This window comes from Nonomuraea sp. NPDC003754, assembly GCF_053605785.1.
Map to the genome: position 1 here is coordinate 92,279 of NZ_JBSGJX010000033.1, position 19,211 is coordinate 111,489.

Genomic DNA, 19,211 nt, shown 5'->3' on the forward strand with positions numbered 1-19,211 from the left:
TAGAGCGGAGGCGGACGGGAATCGAACCCGCCAGGCCGATGACCTCGGCCTCGTCGGTTTTGAAGACCGCGGGGGCCACCAGGCGCCCACACGCCTCCAAGGGAGAACCTACGCGCAGGCGGGTAAGGCCGATCAGGCGGGCCGCTCTCCGTCGAGGCGCTGCCGCTGCGGTACGACCGTGTACCTCGGATCGGCGGCCGAGGCCCTGCCCGCCGCCAGGATGCCGAAGCGGGTGCACAGGGCGCCGGCCGTGAGGGCCAGGCCGGACAGGGCGGTGAGCGTACGGCTGCGCCCCGCGACCGCGGCGAACAGCCCGCCACCGGCCGTCAGCGCGCGGGCGGCGCGCATCAGGCGGCCCGCCCTCCCCAGCCGGTACGGCTCGCCGACCGGCCCCAGCCTGCGCTCCATCACCGCGCCGGAGACGGTCTCCATGGCGGCCCCGAGCACCGCCACCACGCGGGCGGGACCGGCCTCGGCGCGGGGCGTCGCCAGCATGCCCACCGCCCCGGCGCTGGCCAGCGCGCTCCCTGCGAACAGGAACGGCAGCTCCCTGTAGGCGTCGTGCCAGGCCGGCACGGCGGTGTCGGCGACCAGGACGGCGGTGTAGGTGGCGGTCAGCGGACCGGTCACGCCCGTGGCGAGGACCGCCGCGTCGCCCACCACGGGCAGGATCCCGGCCAGCTCGGTGGCGGCGGCGACCGCCGACAGCCCTCCCTGGGCGGCAAGGATCCAGGAGCCCACGCTCATCGGCGAGGTCGGCTTGAACACCCGCAGCATGTTGAGGAAGCGTTCGGGCCTGCCCAGCTCGGCGGCGAGGAGGCCGGCGCCGGCGGCCGCCCCGAGTGCCGCCGCGATCCGGGCCGCGCGCGCGAGCCGGTGGTGCCCGGCGAACCCGGCCACCACGGCGATCATCGACGAACCCCCCGACATGCCGCCCAGGTAGAGATAGGTTGGCATGTGAGGTTCGTGCCATATCGGCGCCTTGATCACCGGCCGCCCGTAGTACGAGCGGAACTCGGCCTCCGGCACCATCGACCGCTCCCGCGTCACCGCCGCCCTCCGTCACGGAATCCCGCGAAGCCTCCCGAGAAGCCTCCCGAGAAGCCTCCCGAGAAGGCGACCGCCACCACACCCGCCACGGACAGCGCCGCGGCCCCCGCCCAGCGCCACATGGACGGCAGGTCGCGGGTGGTCACCACCGGGTCAGGGGGCAGGCCGTACACCTCCGGTTCGTCCAGCAGCAGGAAGAACGCCCCCGCGCCGCCCACGCCGTCGTCCGGGCTCTCGCCGTACAGCCTGGCCTCGGGGCGCCCTTCGGCGTGCAGGCTCTCCAGCCGGTCCGCGGCCCGTTCCCGGAGCTCGTCGAGCGGGCCGAACTGGATCGAGTCGGTCGGGCACGCCTTGGCGCACGCCGGTTCGAGGCCCCCGCGCTGCCGGTCGTAGCACATCGTGCACTTCCAGGCCCGCCCGTCGTCCTCCCTGCGGTCGATCACGCCGAACGGGCAGGCCGGCACGCAGTAGCCGCAGCCGTTGCAGATGTCCTCCTGGATCACCACCGTGCCGAACTCGGTCCGGAACAGCGCGCCGGTCGGGCAGACGTCCAGGCAGGCGGCGTGGGTGCAGTGCTTGCACACGTCGGACGACATCAGCCAGCGGTCCACGCCGCCGTCGCCGTCCCCGTCCCCGCCCCCGTTCGTCCGCACGGGGCGCGTCTGCTCGATGAAGGCGACGTGGCGCCAGGTGCTCGCCCCGAGCTGCCCGGTGTTGTCGTAGGAGGTCGCCTCGAACACGAACCCGTCGTCGGGCAGCTGGTTCCACTCCTTGCAGGCCACCTCGCAGGCCTTGCAGCCGATGCAGACGCTGGTGTCGGTGAAGAAGCCCATCCGCTCAGTCATGCCGGTACTCCTCCAGCAGGTCGAGCATCGCCCGGCCCCTCGGCCGCCTGCCGGGACGCACGTCGCAGGTCATGGCTTTGCTCTCCTGGATGTAGACGTTCGGGTCGAGCACCAGCGGCAGCAGGTCGTTGGTGACGTCGCCGGTCACCAGGCCGCCGCCGCCCCACCCCCAGTGGTAGGGCAGGCCGATCTGATGCACCGTCTCGCCCTGGATCCGCAGCGGCCGGACCCGGCCGGTGACCAGCACCCTGGCCTCGATCACGGTACGGCTCGTCACGATCGTGGCCCAGTCGCCGTTGGCCAGCCCGAGCTCGGCGGCGAGCAGGGGCGACACCTCGCAGAACAGCTCAGGCTGCAGCTCGGCGAGGTAGGCCAGCGGCCGGCTCATGGCGCCGGCCGTGTGGTGCTCGGTGAGCCGGTAGGTGGTCAGCACGTACGGGAAGCGCGGCGACCGCGGCGGGTTGTAGGGGCTTACCGCGCGCGGGTAGGTCCGTCGCGCGGGGTTGGCCTGCTGGCCGTACAACGGGTTGCGGACCGGCGACTCGTGCGGCTCGTAGTGGGCGGGCAGCGGCCCGTCGGCCAGGCCCGCCGGCACGTACAGCCAGCCCTTCCCGTCGGACTGCATGATGAACGGGTCGGTCCCGGACAGCGCGGTCTCGGCCCTGGCGCCCTCGGGCGGCACGTAGTCCGGCGGCTTGTTCCTTTCGAAGTCGGGCACGTCGTGCCCGGTCCACTCACCGCGCTCCGCGTCCCACCAGACGTAGGCCTTCCGCTCGCTCCACGGACGGCCCTCGGGGTCGGCGGAAGCCCGGTTGTACAGGATCCGCCGGTTGGCCGGCCAGGCCCAGCCCCATTCGGGCGCCACGGGCGTCTGCTCCCTCCCGGGCCGGCGCCGGGCGGCCTGGTTGACCTCGCCGGCGTAGACGCCGCAGTAGATCCAGCAGCCACACGTGGTGGACCCGTCGGGCCTGAGCTGGGTGGGGGACGACAGCGCCCGGCCGTCCGGGCCGACACCGTTGATCTCGCGGAGCACGGCCGCCGCCGACGGCTCGCGGTGCTCGCCGTGCTCGGGGTAGTCCCACGTCAGCTCGCGCAGCGGCCGGTCGATCTCGTCCCCTGTCAGCCGCTCCCTGAGAATCCTGCCGAGGTGGTAGTAGAACCACAGGTCGCTACGGCAGTCGCCGGGCGGGTCGAGCGCCTTCTCCCGCCACTGCAGGAGCCGCTGGGTGTTGGTGAAGGTGCCCTCCTTCTCCACGTGGCTCGCGGCGGGCAGGAAGAACACCTCGGTGGCGATGTCCTCGGTGCGCATCTCCCCGGTCTCGAGCTCCGGCCCGTCCTGCCAGAACGTGGCCGTCTCCACCAGCGTCAGGTCGCGCACCACCAGCCAGTCGAGGTTGGCCAGGCCGAGGCGCTGGGCCCGGCCGCCGGACGAGCCGACCGCGGGGTTCTCCCCCACCACGAAGTAGCCCTTCACCGTCCCGTCGATCTGGCCCATCACCGTGGTGTAGTGGCCGTGGTCGCCGGTCAGGCGCGGCAGGTGGTCGAAGCAGAAGTCGTTCTCCTCGGTGGCCGCCTCTCCCCACCAGGCCTTGAGCAGGCTCACCAGGTAGGAACGCCGGTTGCCCCAGAAGCCGGTGTCTCCTCCCTCGCGAGCCAGGTAGTCGTCCAGGCCCGTGTGCCGGTGGGCGTGGGGCATGGCCAGGTAGCCCGGCAGGATGTTGAACAGCGTCGGGATGTCGGTCGAGCCCTGGATGCTCGCGTGCCCGCGCAGCGCCAGGATGCCGCCGCCGGGGCGGCCGATGTTGCCCAGGAGCAGCTGGAGGATCGCGGCGGTGCGGATGTACTGCGCGCCCACCGTGTGCTGGGTCCAGCCGACAGAGTACACCCACGCGGTGGTGCGCTCCCGGCCGGAGTTGGCGGTGATCGCGTCGGCGAGCTCGGCGAAGTCCTCCGGCGAGATGCCGCAGAGCTGCTCCACCAGCTGCGGGGTGTAGCGGGCGAAGTGCCGCCTGAGGATCTGGTAGACGCAGCGCGGGTGGCGCAGCGTCGGGTCCGTCGGCGGGCTGGGGTGCGCGGCGGCCCCGCTGGAGCCGTACCGGTCCGCCCCTGCCGCCGCGGCGTGGTGCAGGCCGCCCTCCAGGGTCTCCCCCGGCGCGTGCTCGGCCGGGCCCTCGTACGACCAGCTCTTCGGGTCGTACGAGCACGTCTCAGGATCGAAGCCGGAGAACAGCCCGTCGAGATCCTCGGTGTCCTGGAAGTCCTCGGACACGAGGTTCGCGGCGTTGGTGTAGGCCAGCACGTACTCGCGGAAGTCCAGTTCGTTGCCGAGGACATGGTTGACCAGGGCGCCGAGCAGCACGATGTCGCTGCCCGCGCGGATCGACAGGTGCCGGTCGGCCAGCGCGCTGGTCCGGGTGAAGCGCGGGTCCACGTGGAAGACCTTCGCTCCCCGCGCCCTGGCCTCCACCACCCACTGGAAGCCCACCGGATGGCATTCGGCCATGTTGGAACCCTGGATGACGATGCAGTCCGCACGAGCCAGATCCTGCTGGAAGGTCGTCGCGCCGCCACGCCCGAAGCTGGTCCCCAGACCGGGGACGGTGGAGGAGTGTCAAATACGCGCCTGGTTCTCCACCTGGATCGCGCCGAGGGCGGTGTAGAGCTTCTTCATCAGGTAGTTCTCTTCGTTGTCGAGCGTCGCCCCGCCCAGACCGGCGATGCCCAGCGTGCGGCGCACGACCTTGCCCTCATGGGTCTGCTGCCAGGTGTCCCGCCGCGTCGTCAGCACCCGCTCGGCGATCATCTCCATCGCGGTGTCGAGGTCGAGCCGCTCCCACCGCGTGCCGTACGGCCTGCGGTACAGCACGTGCGTCTGACGGCCCGGATGGGTGACGAGTTGCTTGCTGGCCGAGCCCTTGGGGCACAGCCTGCCGCGCGAGATCGGGGAGTCGGGGTCGCCCTCGATCTGGCTGACCCGGCCGTCCTTGACGTAGACGAGCTGGCCGCAGCCGACCGCGCAGTAGGGGCAGACCGAGCGGGCGACCGTGTCCGCCTCCTCGGTGCGCGGCCTCAGCGCGTCGGTGCGCGCCGAGCGCGCGGCGTCGCTCCTGCCGTCCTCTCCCCGAAGCTGCCGCAACACCGGCCATCGGGAGAACCATCCCCCACCTGCCATAATGCAAGTTTTGCCCCGGTCTGCCGCGCCTAACCTCCACTGCCTGGCCTGTGTGCCCGACTCCTGGTGCGGACCGCCGCCGGGACGTTCGCGGTCCGCTACGCCGCGGCCACGGCCGGATCTGTTGAAAAGGAAAGAATTGGTCTCGCCGAAATGGTGAATGCTGTACGACCCTCAGAGACTTTCGTGGGGTTGGCGCTCCGTATGCGTGGAGAGGTGATGGAGGCCTGCGCCATGGCCGACATCGGTGGTACGGCGATGAAGGGATGGCGATCATGTTCGCTGTTCATCGTTCCAGAGGCACGTACTGTCTGGCGGCAGTACTGGCCTCCACCGCGCTGACACTGACGGCCGGCGGCACGGCCGCCGTGGCAGCGCCCCACGTCACGGCGAGCGCCGCTGACACTTCTGTCGTCAAGGTGAGGGAAGGAAACTACTTCATCGCGCTCTCGAGGTGGCGCTTCAGGCCCGGAAGCGTCACCTTCAGGATCAAGAACGTGGGCTCGCACCCACACGGCCTGTCGATCAGGGGACCCGGCGTCAGCCGCACCTCCATGATCGTCCCACCTGGAGGACGGACAGCGCTCACGGTCACCCTGAAGCATGGCCGGTACCTGCTGTGGTGCCCGGTGGACCAGCACCGCCAGCGGGGCATGTGGACGTGGATCGGGGTGGGATAGCACCCCCATAACGCCCATCACGTGACCGGCTCGCGCAGCTCGCGCGAAGCCGGGGGGTGAGCTGCGCGCCTGTCCCCGCCACTCTGGTCCCCTCGGCGTCCAGGGAGAACCGGCAGCCCGCTGCGGGCCGGCCCGGCCCCAGCCCGCAGCGCCTGCACACGCCCCGGATCCGTCGCCCGGCTCGGACCCGGGGCGCTGATCGCGGGTTGCGCTGGCGCTGCCGCTGTTTCCGCTTGTGCTGGCGCTGCCGCTGTTTCCGCTTGTGCGGGTACTGCCGCTGTTTCCGCTTGTGCGGGTACTGCCGCTGTTTCCGCGGAGGACGGCCGCTCCCCCGCCGGCCGCCTCCGCCCGCGACCGACCATCCGGCCGGCTTCGGCACGCCTTTACACCCGAGGGGAGTCTTGGCCCCGCGCAGAACAGCCCGCCGGAGGCCGATGGCGACGACCCTCTGACACTCCTGTCTTCCCGGTGCGGGAGGTTCGCCCGTGTGGCCTCCACCACAAACTGACCAAACGAACTGAATTGGTCAGTTCGTTCAGTAGCGTCATGGACGACACGACAGGAAGGAAGTCGTCATGACGGGCACAGTCAGACATGGCCGGGCTCTGGTGGTCGGTCTCGGGATAGCGGGCATCGCCACCGCGCTGCGGCTGCGGGAAGTGGGTTGGGAGCCGGTACTGGTGGAGCGGGCGCCCGCGCGCCGTTCGAGCGGGTACTTCATCATGCTGTTCGGCACCGGTATCGCCTCCGCCCGCCGGTTGGGCGTGCTGGAGGCGATCGGTGACCGCAGGAGCCCGCAACTCACCACCTACGAGGTGAACCGGGCCGGGCGCCGTAGCCCCGGCATGAGCCCGGCCGACCTGCCTGGCAAACCCCGGCTGGTGGTGCGCGGCGACATCGAGCAGGCGCTGTTCTCCGCGCTGCCGGACGATGTGGAGATCCGCTACTCCACCGTGCCGACCCGCATCACGCAGGACGATTCCGCCGCGACGGTCACCCTGCACGACACCGCCTCCGGCGCCGTCGTCACCGAACGTTTCGACCTGGTGGTGGGCGCCGACGGGATGCGCTCCACCGTGCGTGAGCTGGTCTTCGGCTCCCAGAACCATTTGCATCCGCTGAACTACATGATCGGTGCGACCGTCCTGAAGGAGTCCATAGAGGGCTTCACCCAGGACGAGGGCCTCGTCCTGGCCGAGCCGGGACGCTCTGCGTGGATCTTCTCCTTCCGCGACCACACGCCGGGCCTGCTGTTCTCCTACCGCACCGATGACACGGACGCCGAGTTCGCGCGCCCGCCGATCGAGTCCATCAGGGCCGCGTTCGGCCCGCAGCCCCCGGCCCGCTGCTGGAGCGCTTGTTCACGGCGTTCGAGCAGGCCCCGGACTTCCTGTTCGACTCGGTGCACCAGGTCAGGATGCCGCGCTGGCACCGCGGCCGGGTCGTCTTGATCGGTGACGCCGCATGGTGCGTTACCCTGTACGCGGGCATGGGCGCCTCCAGCGGCATCGCCGGCGGCGAACTCCTGGGCACCATGCTGCAGCGCCACCCCGGCGACCTGTCCGGCGCGCTGCGCGCGTGGGAGGACCGGATGCGGCCGTTCATCCACACCGAGCAGAAGAGCGCGCTGGTCATGCGCCGGCTGCTCACCCCGCATGACCGCAAGGAGCAGATCATGCGCAGCGTGATGGTCCGCCTCATGCACGCGCCGGTCATCGGCCCGGCCATAGGCAAGATGGTGAACGGCCCCGACATGAACAACAAACAGCTGGACATCGCCGCCGCCTGACCCGATTCCAGCCCGATGGAACCCGAGCACGGGAGAAGAGGACCGCCCCGGTGAGCCAGCTGATCGAGCGCCACTCGCGTAAGGCCGCCCGCATCCTGGACAGCGCACGCGAGCTGGTGCTCGACCATGGCGTGCGCAAGGTCACCGTCAGCGAGATCGCCCGGGTGGCAGGGGTCGGCAAGGGCACCGTCTACCTGTACTGGCCCGCCAAGGAAGACCTCATCCTCGGGCTGTTCGCACGCGACGTGCTGACCTTCCTGGACGAGATCATCGCCCGCATCACCGCCGACCCCGCCGTCGTGCTGCCGCGCCGCTTCGCCCCGCTGCTGATCCGCACCGGGTTGAAACTCCCGCTGGCGCGCCGCCTGCACAGCGGCGACACCGAGCTGCTGCGGCTGCTCACCCAGCAGACCGGCGACCGCGAGCTGTTCGCCCGCACCACACCCAGCGCCATGTGCGAGATGGGAATGCCGATCGTGCACCGGCACGGACTGGTCCGCCACGACCGTCCCCTGCCGGAGCAGACGTACACCGTACACGCCCTGCTCACCGGGTTCGGCACCGCGATGTCCGACCCGGCCACCGCGGTGCCCGGCGTCGACGATCCCGACAAGGTTCTCGCCGACACCGTCGCCCGGCTGCTCGAGCCCGACACCGCACCCGGTGAGCAGGCCATCGCCGCGGCCGCCGCGGAGACCGTCGCCGTCCTCCGCGAGATGAGGGACGCGGTGCTGGATCTCATCGACCGCAGTCAGACCCTCCAGCAGTGAGCAGATCCTGGCCAGAGACGGCCACCGCGGCACGACCCTGCCTGTGGCGCCCATGCTGATCACCGCGCACACATCCGCCGCGCGGGCCTCGGCGTCGAGGTCGAGCATCTCCAGGGTGGGCTCCCAGTCGTCACAGATGTCCAGGTAATGGGTACGGCCGGCGATCGCAGCCCGCAGGACCAGGGGGCCGAACCGGTAGTACGGTCCGACGGTGTTGACCACGAGGTCGGCCTCGGCCAGCGCGGCGGAAAGGGCGCCCTTGTCGGTGACGTCGACCTGACGGGCGTCGAGCCGTACCGGGCCGCCTTCCAGATCCTTGACCAGTGCTCGCGCCGCATCCAGGTCCCGGTCGGCGACGACGATCTTTCGGACCCGGCAAGACCGGCCGCTTCGCGCACCACGACCCGCCCCATCGCGCCGGGTCCGCCAAGGGCGAGGATTCTCATGGACCCCCCTACGGGAACGTGACTGACCCCGCCACCTCGGTCTGCACGAGCCGTGATGTCCGCCCTGGTCAGGTGGGGTTACCCCTACCCCATGTTGGCGTGCTGACGTGATCCCCCAGGAAAAGACGGACATCTAGCTTTATAACGTCTCAATCTTCCACTGAAGGGTTTCTCCCCCGTGATTGGCAAGAAGTCGTTCCACCGCGCCATGTCCCGTTCCGCCGTCGTCGCCCTGGCCGGCGCGGCCTGCCTCGCGGCGACGGCCGGCAGCGCCGGAGCGATCATCAACGGCACCAAGCCCACCGAGTCCTACGGCTTCATGGCCTCCATCCCCATCACGGCGCCCGCCCTGGGCCTCAAGGACGGCAACTGCGGTGCGGCCCTGATCAACCCCCAGTGGGTGGTCACCGCGGCGCACTGCGTCGACATGGAGATCGGCTCGATCGTGAAGGGCACCGTCCGCATCGGCAGCGACCAGCGCAAGTCCGGCGGCACCGTCCGCAGGATCGCCCAAGCGATCACCCACCCCCGCTACGCCCAGGGCACGGACAAGGCGCCGTACAACACCGCCGACCTCGCGCTGATCCGCCTGGACAAGCCCGTCTCCGTCAAGCCCGTCCCGATCGCCCGGCAGGCCGGCAAGCCCGGCACCCCCACCCGCATCATCGGCTTCGGCATCACCACGTTCAGCAAGAACCCGGACGAGTGGAAGATGGCCAAGAAGCTGCGCCAGTTGGAGACCCGCCGCGGCGCGATCTCCGAATGCGGACCCGGCTACGCCTCCGACACCCGCCTGTGCACCATCAGCCGCACGCCCAAGGCCATGGCCTGCAACGGCGACTCCGGCGGCCCGCAGATCCAGCGCGGCCGCGGCGGTCGCTGGGAGCTCATCGGCGTCACCTCCGGCCCCGGCGCCCCGAGCCCCTCCTGCGCCGAAGGCCCCGGCCTGTACACCAACGTGAGCGCCTACACCGACTGGATCAACCAGACCATCCGCGCGAACAGCTGACCCGCTGCCCGCCCTGCCCGGGCCGCCGCGCACCCGGCGCCTGCGAGCAGGCCAGCGGCGTCGGCGACGGCGGCCTCCAGGTCAGCCAGAACGGCGGGTTGTCTGGATCATGGCCTTTCGATCGATCGTGGTCGCGCTCTATGATCTTCCGGAATGGCGGGAGGTGGGTTGGCCGTTCTGATCCGGGCAAGCGATATGCCCGCCGCGCAGCGGGTGGATGCCTGGTTGAGCGTCGTGTGCGACATCCTCGGGCCGCTGGACGTGCGGATGGATCGAAACGTCGCCCTGCAGGGGCAGATCGAGGCGGCCCAACTCGGTCCGGTCGGCATCGGAAGGGTCCAGACCACGACGCCGCACCGCGTTCTGCGGACGCCAGGCTTGATCCGGAAGGAGAGCCCGGAGCTCTACCGGGTGGTGATGCCCGTATCCGGGACCATCCTGGTCGAACAGGACGGCCGCGCGGCGCGGTTGGGGGCGGGGGACCTTGCCATCTACGATTTCTCCCGGCCTTATGAGCTGGTCTACGACACGACGGTGGAGCTGGCCGTCTTCAGCTTCACGCGCGAGATGCTGGCCGTGCCCGCGGATCCGGTCGCTCGGCTGACCGCCGTCGCGATCTCTGGAAGCGGCGGCACGGCGGCGTTGGCGGCGCCGCTGCTGGCTCGAGTGGCCCGCGACGTGGAGACCTACCAGCCAGCCAGCGCGGCCCGGCTGTCCACGGTGGTGATGGACCTGCTGGCCGCCACCGTCGCCGAGCAGGTGTCCCAGCTCGCGGCGCTCGAGCCGGAGACCCGCGAACAGGTGCTGCTGCGGCGCGTCCACACCTTCATCGAGCAGCACCTGGGCGACGCCGGTCTCGGTCCCGCGACGGTCGCGGCGGCGCACCACGTCTCGCTGCGGTACCTGCACCGCCTGTTCGCGTCGCAGGACATCACGCTCGCGGCGTGGATCCGGCACCGCAGGCTCGAACGCTGCCGCCGCGACCTGGCCGATCCGGCCAATGCCGGCCAGCCGGTCAGCAGCATCGCGGCCCGCTGGGGACTACCCGACCCGGCACATTTCAGCCGATTGTTCCGGCAGGCGTACGGGATGCCGCCGGTCGAGTACCGCCGAGCGAGCCTGACGCCGAGCGGCTGAGGCCCGGCACGGATCGTCAAGCGGCCGGCACGCGGCGACAAGCCGGGCGATCGGCCGATCAGCACACTGGAGGCCACAAGGAGACCCCGGAAGAAAGAGAGACCGACAATGTCCGGTCCCGCCCTGTTCGTGAACCTCGCCGTCAAGGACCTCCACCGCTCCAAGGCCTTCTACACCGCGCTCGGCTTCGAGCACTTCGGCATGGCCGACGACATGGCGTCCGTGATCATCAGCGAGCGCACCCAGGTCATGCTGTTGGCCGAGCCGACCTTCGCGGGCTACGCCAGAAACGAGGTCGCTGACCCGGCCAAGACCACCCAGGCAATCCTGGTCCTCGGCCTCGACGACCAAGGGCAGGTGGACGAGCTGGTCGGCAAGGCCGTGGCCGCAGGAGCCGAGGAGCTCGGCGAGCCCGTCACCGCGGGCGGGCGCTACCAGCGTCACTTCGCCGACCCCGACGGCCACCACTGGTCCGCGCTGTGCATCGCCGCGCCGAGCAACTGACGTGACGACCCCCACCATGGTCACCGGGACCGCGACGTCGGCCGACGGCACGAGCATCGTGTTCGACCGCCTCGGCTCGGGACCGGTGGTCGTCCTCGTCCATGGCGCGGTCACCGACCGGTCCCACCCGACGCTCGCCGAGGTCGCCCGAGCCCTCTCGCCCTGGTTCACGGTGGTCAACTACGACCGCCGTGGCCGCGGCGGCAGCGGGGACACCCGTCCCTACGCCGTCCAGCGAGAGATCGAGGACCTTGCCGCCGTCATCACGGCGACGGGCGGCAGCGCCATGGTCTTCGGCGGGTCCTCCGGCGCCGCACTGGCGCTGGAGGCCGCGGCCCAACTGCCCGCGATCACCTGCCTGGCCCTGTGGGAGCCGCCGTACCACGTCGACCCGACCGCTCCCTACCTGCCGGACGACTTCGCCTCGCGCCTCACCGCCCTGATCGAGGCGGGACGGCCGGGCGACGCGGTCGAGCTGTTCATGGTCCAGGCCGCAGAGGTCCCCGCCGACGCGGTCGCCGCCATGCGGACCCATCCCACCTGGACGCACCTCGAAGCCATCGCCCGCACCCTCGCCTACGAGGCCGAGATCATGCGGCCAGGAAACCGCCTCCCCACCATCGCCGCCACGCTCACCAGGCCCACACTCGTCCTCGACGGCGGTGACAGCCCCGCCTGGATGCGCAACGCCGGAACCGCCGTGGCCCGCACCATCCCCGCCGCCTGCCACCGGCTCCTCCCGAACCAGTCCCACGACGTGGCCGCCCACGCCCTGGCCCCCGAACTCCTCGAATTCTTCGCCAGACAGCAACGACGTCCCTGATCTCGAAACCCCAGCGCCGAAGAACTGCTCGCGCGGACCCGCCGAGCGCCGGTCCCTCCCGCGCAACCCCGCCGGCTTCCCTGACCCCACAGCCTCCCGCCACTCCCGCTCCCTCACGCGCGGGTGCGCGTGAGGGAGGACCATCCGGAAGGTCAGTGCCACCCTGGGAACCTCGTGGAGGGCCGGGCCGCGCGTGTCAGGACAGATGACGCCGCCGAGCACGTTCTCCACCACCAGGCTGGACCAGAGACCGGTCGGCCCGTTGGCGTAGACGACGTTGTAGAGCGCGAACCAGACGAGCATGCCAGCGGTGAGCAGCGCCAGGATGCCGGCGATCACCGCCGGATTCGGCTGCATCCGCGCTCCTCGCGTGTTTCGGCGACACGAACCCGCCGCCCATCATGGGCCGCGATCATCGTAGCGAAAGGTCGCGAATGGTGGCGGTTGGTGACAGCTCGCTGGCTTCGCGGCGCGGGGATCATGGGGCGTTCCTCGGGCGTGTGGTCGCAAGAGCGCCGAGACCGTAACTCCTGACCCGCACGTCAAGGTCAACCTCCTCGAAGCTGGCCGCCACGCGCGGGGCACTCGCGGACCCCTGCTGTCCGGTTAGCCCAGGCTCCGGAAGAACGCCCGAAGGTCGGCGATCATCAGGTCGGGGGTCTCCAGGGCCGCGAAGTGGCCGCCCCGCTCGAACTCCGACCAGCGCACCACGTTGTGCGCCTGGTCGGCCAGCGGGCGGACCGAGAAGTCCGTGGGGAACACCGCGACCGCGGTCGCCACCGTCCCGCGCTCCTTCGGCGCCCACATGGTGAAGTCGTTGAACCGCTCGTAGTAGGTGTGAGCCGCCGAGCCTGCGGTGCCGGTGAACCAGTAGATGCTCACGTCGGTGAGGATCCGGTCCCGGTCCACCGCGTCCTCGGGGAGCTCAGCGGCCGGGTCCGTCCAGTCCTTGAACTTCTCCACGATCCAGGCGAGCTGCCCGGCGGGGGAGTCGTGCAGCGCGGCCGCAACCGTCTGCGGGCGCGTGCCCTGGACCTGCATGTACGCGCCCAGCTTCTCCTGCCACTCCTTCATCCCGGCCAGCCGCCCACGCTCGGCCTCGGTCAGCGAGCCCATGATCGCCGGATCGCCGTTGGGGAACGTGAGCAGGCCGTTGACGTGCACGCCGATGACACTGTCCGGCGCGGCGCGTCCTACCAGCGGAGCGATGAACGCGCTGACGTCGCCACCCTGCACGCCGTACCGGTCGTAGCCGAGCCTGGACATCAGCTCCGCCAGCGCCGCGGCGGTGCGGCCGTCCGTCCAGCCGGTGCCGGGCAGCGGGCCGGAGAAGCCGTACCCCGGCAGCGACGGAATCACCAGGTGGAAGGCGTCGGCGGCCTCGCCGCCGTGGGCCACGGGGTCGGTGAGCGGGCCGATGAGGTCGAGGAACTCGACGATCGAGCCGGGCCAGCCGTGCAGCAGCAGGAGCGGGGTGGCGTCGGGCTCGGGGGAGCGTACGTGCAGGAAGTGCACCTGCGCGCCGTCCACGGTGGTGGTGAACTGCGGGTACGCGTTGAGCGCCGCCTCCTGGGCGTGCCAGTCGAAGCCGTCGGCCCAGTAGGTGGCGAGCTCCCGCAGGTAGCCGGTCGGCACGCCGCGCTCCCATCCGGTGCCGGGCAGCTCGGGGGCCCAGCGGGTACGGCGCAGCCGCTCGTGCAGGTCGTCGCGGTCGGCCTGCGGGATCTCGACGCGGTAGGGCTGGATCTCGTTCGTCATGTCCGTCACGGTATTGGCCATTGGTGTCAGGTTTGGGCACCAATCGTGGCCACAATGGTGCCCATGTTGGAAACCTCCGCGCGGCTGCTGCGCCTGCTGTCGCTCCTGCAGGCGCGTACGGACTGGACCGGTGCCGAACTCGCCGACCGGCTGGAGGTCGGCCTGCGCACCGTGCGGCGCGACGTCGAACGGCTGCGCGAGCTGGGCTATCCGGTGGACGCCACTCCGGGTGTGGCCGGCGGATACCGGCTCGGGGTGGGGGCCGCGTTGCCGCCGCTGCTGCTCGACGACGAGGAGGCCGTGGTGGTGGCGATCAGCCTGCGTACGGCCGCGACGGGCAGCGTCGCCGGCCTGGAGGAGGGTGCGGTGCGGGCGCTGGCCAAGCTCCAGCAGCTCCTGCCCTCCCGGCTGCGGCACCGGGTGGAGGCGTTCCGCGCGGCGACCGTGGCGCTGCCCGGGGCGGCCGATCCGGAGGTCAGCGCCGATCTGCTGGCCGCGATCGCCACGGCGTGCCGCGACCGGCGCCGGGTGCGGCTGCGCTACCGGGGGCGCGACGGCGTCACCGCGCGCGAGGTCGAGCCGCACCGGCTGGTGCACACCCCGCGCCGGTGGTACCTGGTGGCGTGGGACGTGGCCAAGGACGACTGGCGTACCTTCCGGGTCGACCGGATCGAGGAGCCGCTCGGGCCACCGGGGGCGCGCTTCACGCCGCGCATGCCGCCCGAGGAGGACGCGGCCGCCTACGTCTCGCACGCCATCACCTCGGCGCCGTACACGTACCAGGCCCGCGTCCTCTTCCACGCCCCGCTGGAGGCGGTGGCGCCGCGCACGTCGCCCGGCGCTGGACGGCTGGAGGCCGTGGACACGCGCACCTGCCTGTTCACGGCCGGCTCGAACTCGCTGCGTGAGCTGGCGGTGCACGTGGCGGTGAAGGGGTTCGACTTCGAGGTGCTGGATCCGCCGGAGCTGGTCCCGGTGCTGCGCGAGGTCTGCGACCGCCTCGACCGGGCCGCGACCATGTCGGACCCGGGTTCCGGCTGAAGGAGGTTCCGGTAGCAACGGCGGAAAATCGAGACGCCCTCACATCAGGGCAGGTCAGGGGTACATCCGTTGGATTTTCCGCGATTACTACCGGGACCCCGGGCACGGCGACCAGGGTTTTCGGACTATTCGGGCCCCTCTATGCGCGGGCGCGCGTGGCGCCCCGGCCCGGCCGCTGAGCGGCGAGAAGTTGACGGTGGTCGGCGACAAGTTCTGTCAGTAGCTCACCGTAGTTGAGAATGCTCTCGTCGGTAGGGCAGGATCTGCTGCTTGATCGCCATCAGTGCGCGCAGCCTCGAGCAGTCCATGAACGACACCTGGCTCAGGTCCACCACCAGCGCGGGAGCCGTCCGGTGCTGGGCATTAGCACCGCCTGCAGAAGGTCAGCGGTCGCCATGTCGAGCTCCCCGAGCGGGCGGACGACAACACGGTGGCCCTCGTCTTTGCACGTCACCGTCAGACACGCCATCGCAACCCCCACAGATCTCTATGCCCCGAATTGTCACGAACCGTTACATTTGCCATCAGGTGGCCACAGTCGACGGCGCCGTGCCCTCCCGGCTGGGCAAACCCCTGGCAGGCACACCGCCAACGGTCCCTACTTGGCTAGAGGGGGCAGCTGCGGTGCGGCGGTCACGGCTGCCTCCTCGGGTCGAATCCGGTTCTGGCCGCCAACTGCTGGAACAGGCGGCGCTCGTCCTCGCTGAGCGGGTTGGGGACCACGATCCGGGCCTCGGCGTACAGGTCGCCGGGCGCTGCCTGGGGGTTGGGCAGGCCACGGCCGCGGAGCCGGAGACGGTGCCCGCTCGAGGTGCCCGGCGGCACCTTGATCATTTCTGGGCCGGCCGGGGTGTCCACCGGCACGACGGCTCCCAGCGCGGCCTCCCACGGAGCCAGACGAAGCTCAACGTGGATGTCGCGCCCCTGCACCCGGTACTTCGGGTGGTCGGCGACGCGCACCACGAGGAAGAGATCGCCGTCCGGCGCTCCCGCCCTGCCGCGCCCGCCCTGCCCCGCGATTCGGAGGCGCTGGCCTCCGATGAACCCGGGAGGAACCACGATCTCCATCCGGTGGCGATCGTCGAGGGTGAGGACACGGCGGGCGCCGTGGTAGGCCTCCTCGACGGTGATCTCAAGCTCGGCCTCCTGATGGGCGCCTGCGGCGGGGACCCATCCCTGGTACGGGCGGTGGCCGAACATGTCGCCGAACAGGTCGTCGAAACCGGGAGCCGTCGTCCAGACCGGGGCGGGCCCCGGCGTCGGCGCTCCTCGCCGGACCCGTACGTGCGGCCGCATGCCGGGGTCCCAGCCCGCTGAAGCCGGCTGGAAGTCCTGCCCGGCCGCGTCGTAGCGCCTGCGCGCCGCCGGGTCACCCAGGACGCGGTAGGCCTCGGAGATCTCTTTGAAGCGCTCCTCGGCGCCGGGCTCGCGATTGACGTCAGGGTGGTAGAGGCGGGCCAGTCTGCGATAGGCACGCTGAATCTCCTCCTGGCCGGCAGTCCTGGTGACCCCCAGCGCCTGGTAGAAGTCCTTCGCCATCGCCCGATCCCTTGGTTCACTGCGTGAAAGCTCGGGAAGGCCGGCCGTCTCGGGTCAGTCCGGCTCGGCGTTCCACGGTTCCTGCCAGGGTTCCGTACCGCGTGCTGGACCTGGAGAAGGTCGGCGACCTGGCGAGCGCGGCAGCGTGGACGATCGGCCTCCGGGCCGGGGGCGGGCCACGGGACCATGCGCGGCGGTGCCGCGCCATGGCCCGTCCCCGGAGCGGGTCAGGCGTTGATGGCTTTGCTGTCGCCGCGGCTGATCTCCACCTTGCGCGGCTTGGCCTTCTCCATCACGGGGATGCGCACGGTCAACACCCCGTTGGTGTAGTCGGCGTCGATCCTGTCGCTGTCGAGGTGCTCGGACAGGTAGACGCGGCGGGTGAAGGCTCCCATCACCCGTTCGCGGACGAAGACGCGCTCGTCCTGGCCGAGCTCCTCCTCGCGGCGGGCGCTGACCGAGAGCACCCCGCGGTCGACGGTGACCTCGATGGAGTCGGGGTCGATGCCGGGCAGATCGAACCGCAGCACCACGTCGTCGGCGCGGCGGATTCCGTCCATCGGCATGATGGCGCCGGCGCCCTCGGCGGCGGCCTGGCGGGTCAGCCGGTCGAACTGACGCTCGAACTCCTGCACGAACGGGTCGATCGACGTCAGCAGCATCGTGCTCACCTCCGAAGATCCCCCCGGGGCCGACGGCACCCGGGGATGCCTGCTCTGCCACAGAGGAAAACCTCTAAGAGAGATTGTAGATAATCTTAGTGGCCAATTGTCAAATCCCCTGCGGGTGACTCTCCGCGGGGTCCGATGCGACTGCTTCGGCCGCGGCCACCTCCAGGCCGCGTGCCAGATCCTGGAGCCGGCCGATGTGGGCGCGGGCCACCGCCAGCTCGTCCTCCAGTGACAGGATCCGCAAGGTGGAGGCCAGGGAGTGGCCCTGGTCGAACAGCTCTCGGATGCGCATCACGAACACAAGCTGGCGGCGACTGTAGCGGCGGTGCCCGCCAGCCGAGCGGTCCGGCCGTACCGCCCCGGCGGAGTCCAGCCCCCGCAGGAACGCCTGCTGCACGCCGAGCACCTGGGCAGCCTGGCTGGTGGTGTAGGCGGGGTAGTCCAGATCGTCGAGCCGTTCAACCGACATGATCACTTCCTGGTACGGCGGCCACTCGCCAGGGTGTGCGAAGAAGGAGCTTGACAGATTCTTGCAGCGTTGGCTATAGAAAAAGTGTATCGGTCGATGACCTGGCAGCGCTATCAGAGGTTTCCGGGGAGGGATCGACGTGCAGGACCTGGCCACGCGGCGCGTGGACGGTGAGTTCGCGGAGCTGATCTGCGCCGACGATCAGTGGCTGCGCGAAACGTTCGACGCTTTGATCGCGGCAAGCTTTGGGCCGCCACCTGCCGGTCCCTGGCCGCCTGCCCCTCCTCGGACGCCGCCGACCGGGCCGCGGCACCGGCGGCTTCACGTCTGGCGCGACGATCGGATGCCGGAAGGCGTCGAGGTGGCGAAGGCGTCAGGCGTCCGGCTCGGCCGCTCACCGCCCACCTCCACACCCAGCAGGCCGAACGCGCAGCCGAACGGATCGCAGACCGGCGCGAGACCATGCGGCTGCGCGGCGTACCGCTACCCAGCCTCCCGCCGGAACTCATCCACCTCGACTACCGCCCCTGACACCCGCCTACGAGGCGCGTTCCTGCCGGCGGCGCCGGATCTCGTCCATGCTGGACGTCGGCAGGCTGCCCGTCTCCGCCGCCTGGTGGATGCTGTCGCGGTCAGGGTCGGGGTCGAGTATCGCGCGGCCCCACCAGGCGTTCAGCACGTTGTCCAGTTCGGGGCCCTGCTCGGCGCTCATCAGTTCGGCGAAGAACTGAGCACAGCGGGCGCCGCTCAGCGCGCCCGAGATCCCGCCGATCGTTCGCGGGACCCTCGGCTGGCCAGCCGTTTCAACAAGTCGGACGCTCCACCGATACCACCTCTCGTCGCCTGCTTGCAGGCCATGGCAGCGGCGCAGCCCGCAAGGCCGGAACCGCGCGACGGCCCACTTCACAGCCAGAAGGGCGGCCCGAAAGTCGGCTCGTCGACAGACCGTATCGCGGCCGCCTGATGTATCAGCCACACGCCGAAACGATCGCCGCCGCTGTGGAAGTAGACGAGGACCTCCCAGTCCCGCGGGCCGAGCAGTCACCTTCTTGAACCGGGTGACGTGGTCGCCGACCGCGTATTGCAGCATCGGCCGCGGCACGCGATGCCACCGCGAGCACATGCCAGGCGCGAGAATCACCCCGCCATCGTACAAGCGTTCGATATATGCCGGTTTGGGCTCGTGGCCAACACCAGACGTAAGGTGATCAAATTACGGTGGCGACCGATCCACCCGGGCGCCGGCCGGAAGATGGGCGCGACCATGGGACGCTCCCCCAGGCGCGATCCGCCGGACCTGCGCAACCACTGGAGACTCTCCATGCCCGCGGTCCCTACGCCGCATCCCCAGCCGTCGTCGGTCAAGTCGGCCAGAGCCGCACCGCTCGGCCTGCGCGAACCGGCCTCCAGCCATCCCGCTGATTTCGACGTGCCGTCATGGCGGGCGCACTGCCACACCCTGCTCGCCACCTGGCTCGCCGAGGAGTTCACCTGGGCAGGTACCCGGC

18 protein-coding genes, 1 tRNA gene and 1 pseudogene are annotated in these 19,211 nt (G+C 70.7%); 10 read left to right on the plus strand and 10 right to left on the minus strand.

Annotated features, from left to right (window positions below; genetic code table 11):
- Positions 1-5 precede the first annotated feature (5 nt).
- From ACWEVS_RS32890 to fdh, 4 genes are all read right to left on the minus strand, one after another.
- Positions 6-98, minus strand: a tRNA-Sec gene (locus ACWEVS_RS32890).
- A 34-nt stretch (positions 99-132) separates the two neighbouring features.
- A complete protein-coding gene (gene nrfD, locus ACWEVS_RS32895; protein WP_452418282.1) occupies positions 133-957 on the minus strand; it encodes an NrfD/PsrC family molybdoenzyme membrane anchor subunit in 825 nt (274 codons plus the stop codon).
- 89 nt (positions 958-1,046) lie between these two features.
- Positions 1,047-1,895: a 4Fe-4S dicluster domain-containing protein gene (locus tag ACWEVS_RS32900; RefSeq protein WP_452554548.1), complete on the minus strand. Its 849-nt coding sequence runs from the start codon at positions 1,893-1,895 to the stop codon at positions 1,047-1,049.
- Positions 1,888-5,067: a formate dehydrogenase gene (gene fdh, locus ACWEVS_RS32905; protein WP_452554550.1), complete on the minus strand. Its 3,180-nt coding sequence runs from the start codon at positions 5,065-5,067 to the stop codon at positions 1,888-1,890. The genes ACWEVS_RS32900 and fdh overlap by 8 nt, the downstream gene beginning before the upstream one ends.
- Before the next feature lie 275 nt (positions 5,068-5,342).
- Here fdh and ACWEVS_RS32910 point away from each other — a divergent pair, with 275 nt between their 5' ends.
- From ACWEVS_RS32910 to ACWEVS_RS32925, 4 genes are all read left to right on the plus strand, one after another.
- A complete protein-coding gene (locus ACWEVS_RS32910; RefSeq protein ID WP_449928568.1) occupies positions 5,343-5,747 on the plus strand; it encodes a hypothetical protein in 405 nt (134 codons plus the stop codon).
- 575 nt (positions 5,748-6,322) lie between these two features.
- Positions 6,323-7,198: an FAD-dependent monooxygenase gene (locus ACWEVS_RS32915; RefSeq protein ID WP_452554552.1), complete on the plus strand. Its 876-nt coding sequence runs from the start codon at positions 6,323-6,325 to the stop codon at positions 7,196-7,198.
- Positions 7,199-7,236: 38 nt separating this feature from the next.
- The gene (locus ACWEVS_RS32920) at positions 7,237-7,536 is read left to right on the plus strand and encodes a hypothetical protein (protein ID WP_452554554.1); all 300 of its coding nucleotides are present in this window, start codon (positions 7,237-7,239) and stop codon (positions 7,534-7,536) included.
- Positions 7,537-7,586: 50 nt separating this feature from the next.
- A complete protein-coding gene (locus ACWEVS_RS32925) occupies positions 7,587-8,306 on the plus strand; it encodes a TetR/AcrR family transcriptional regulator (protein ID WP_452418289.1) in 720 nt (239 codons plus the stop codon).
- A 72-nt stretch (positions 8,307-8,378) separates the two neighbouring features.
- Here ACWEVS_RS32925 and ACWEVS_RS32930 read toward each other — a convergent pair.
- Positions 8,379-8,885 (minus strand): annotated as a pseudogene (locus ACWEVS_RS32930) (saccharopine dehydrogenase NADP-binding domain-containing protein); the annotation flags it as partial.
- A gap of 45 nt (positions 8,886-8,930) precedes the next feature.
- On the opposite strand from ACWEVS_RS32930, the gene ACWEVS_RS32935 reads away from it, so the two are divergent.
- The 4 genes from ACWEVS_RS32935 (at position 8,931) to ACWEVS_RS32950 (ending at position 12,225) form a co-directional block, all read left to right on the plus strand.
- Positions 8,931-9,761 (plus strand): S1 family peptidase, encoded by an 831-nt coding sequence (locus ACWEVS_RS32935; protein WP_452418291.1) that lies wholly within the window; start codon positions 8,931-8,933, stop codon positions 9,759-9,761.
- A gap of 168 nt (positions 9,762-9,929) precedes the next feature.
- Entirely contained in the window at positions 9,930-10,898 is a 969-nt protein-coding gene (locus ACWEVS_RS32940; RefSeq protein ID WP_452554556.1) for an AraC-like ligand-binding domain-containing protein, read from the plus strand.
- Between the two features lie 108 nt (positions 10,899-11,006).
- Positions 11,007-11,402, plus strand: coding sequence for a VOC family protein (locus ACWEVS_RS32945; protein WP_452554558.1), 396 nt, complete (start codon positions 11,007-11,009; stop codon positions 11,400-11,402).
- Between the two features lies 1 nt (position 11,403).
- Positions 11,404-12,225, plus strand: a complete 822-nt coding sequence (locus ACWEVS_RS32950; protein WP_452554560.1) for an alpha/beta fold hydrolase — start codon at positions 11,404-11,406, stop codon at positions 12,223-12,225.
- Positions 12,226-12,831: 606 nt separating this feature from the next.
- Here the strand turns inward: ACWEVS_RS32950 and ACWEVS_RS32955 are convergent.
- Complete coding sequence (locus ACWEVS_RS32955; RefSeq protein ID WP_449928538.1) at positions 12,832-13,983, minus strand: epoxide hydrolase family protein; 1,152 nt, start codon at positions 13,981-13,983, stop codon at positions 12,832-12,834.
- A gap of 63 nt (positions 13,984-14,046) precedes the next feature.
- Between ACWEVS_RS32955 and ACWEVS_RS32960 the strand changes: the two genes are divergently transcribed.
- Positions 14,047-15,024, plus strand: coding sequence for a helix-turn-helix transcriptional regulator (locus ACWEVS_RS32960; protein ID WP_452554562.1), 978 nt, complete (start codon positions 14,047-14,049; stop codon positions 15,022-15,024).
- 633 nt (positions 15,025-15,657) lie between these two features.
- Here the strand turns inward: ACWEVS_RS32960 and ACWEVS_RS32965 are convergent.
- The 4 genes from ACWEVS_RS32965 to ACWEVS_RS32980 all read right to left on the minus strand — a co-directional run bounded on the left by ACWEVS_RS32965 (position 15,658) and on the right by ACWEVS_RS32980 (position 18,415).
- A complete protein-coding gene (locus ACWEVS_RS32965) occupies positions 15,658-16,563 on the minus strand; it encodes a DnaJ C-terminal domain-containing protein (RefSeq protein ID WP_452554564.1) in 906 nt (301 codons plus the stop codon).
- Positions 16,564-16,790: 227 nt separating this feature from the next.
- Positions 16,791-17,225 carry an Hsp20/alpha crystallin family protein gene (locus ACWEVS_RS32970; RefSeq protein WP_449928530.1) on the minus strand — a complete coding sequence of 145 codons (435 nt, stop codon included), beginning with the start codon at positions 17,223-17,225 and terminating at the stop codon, positions 16,791-16,793.
- A gap of 109 nt (positions 17,226-17,334) precedes the next feature.
- Positions 17,335-17,703: a MerR family transcriptional regulator gene (locus ACWEVS_RS32975; protein WP_452554566.1), complete on the minus strand. Its 369-nt coding sequence runs from the start codon at positions 17,701-17,703 to the stop codon at positions 17,335-17,337.
- Positions 17,704-18,241: 538 nt separating this feature from the next.
- Positions 18,242-18,415: a hypothetical protein gene (locus ACWEVS_RS32980; protein WP_452554568.1), complete on the minus strand. Its 174-nt coding sequence runs from the start codon at positions 18,413-18,415 to the stop codon at positions 18,242-18,244.
- 609 nt (positions 18,416-19,024) lie between these two features.
- Here ACWEVS_RS32980 and ACWEVS_RS32985 point away from each other — a divergent pair.
- Positions 19,025-19,211: hypothetical protein (locus ACWEVS_RS32985; RefSeq protein ID WP_452554570.1), on the plus strand; the 187-nt coding region annotated here is incomplete at its 3' end.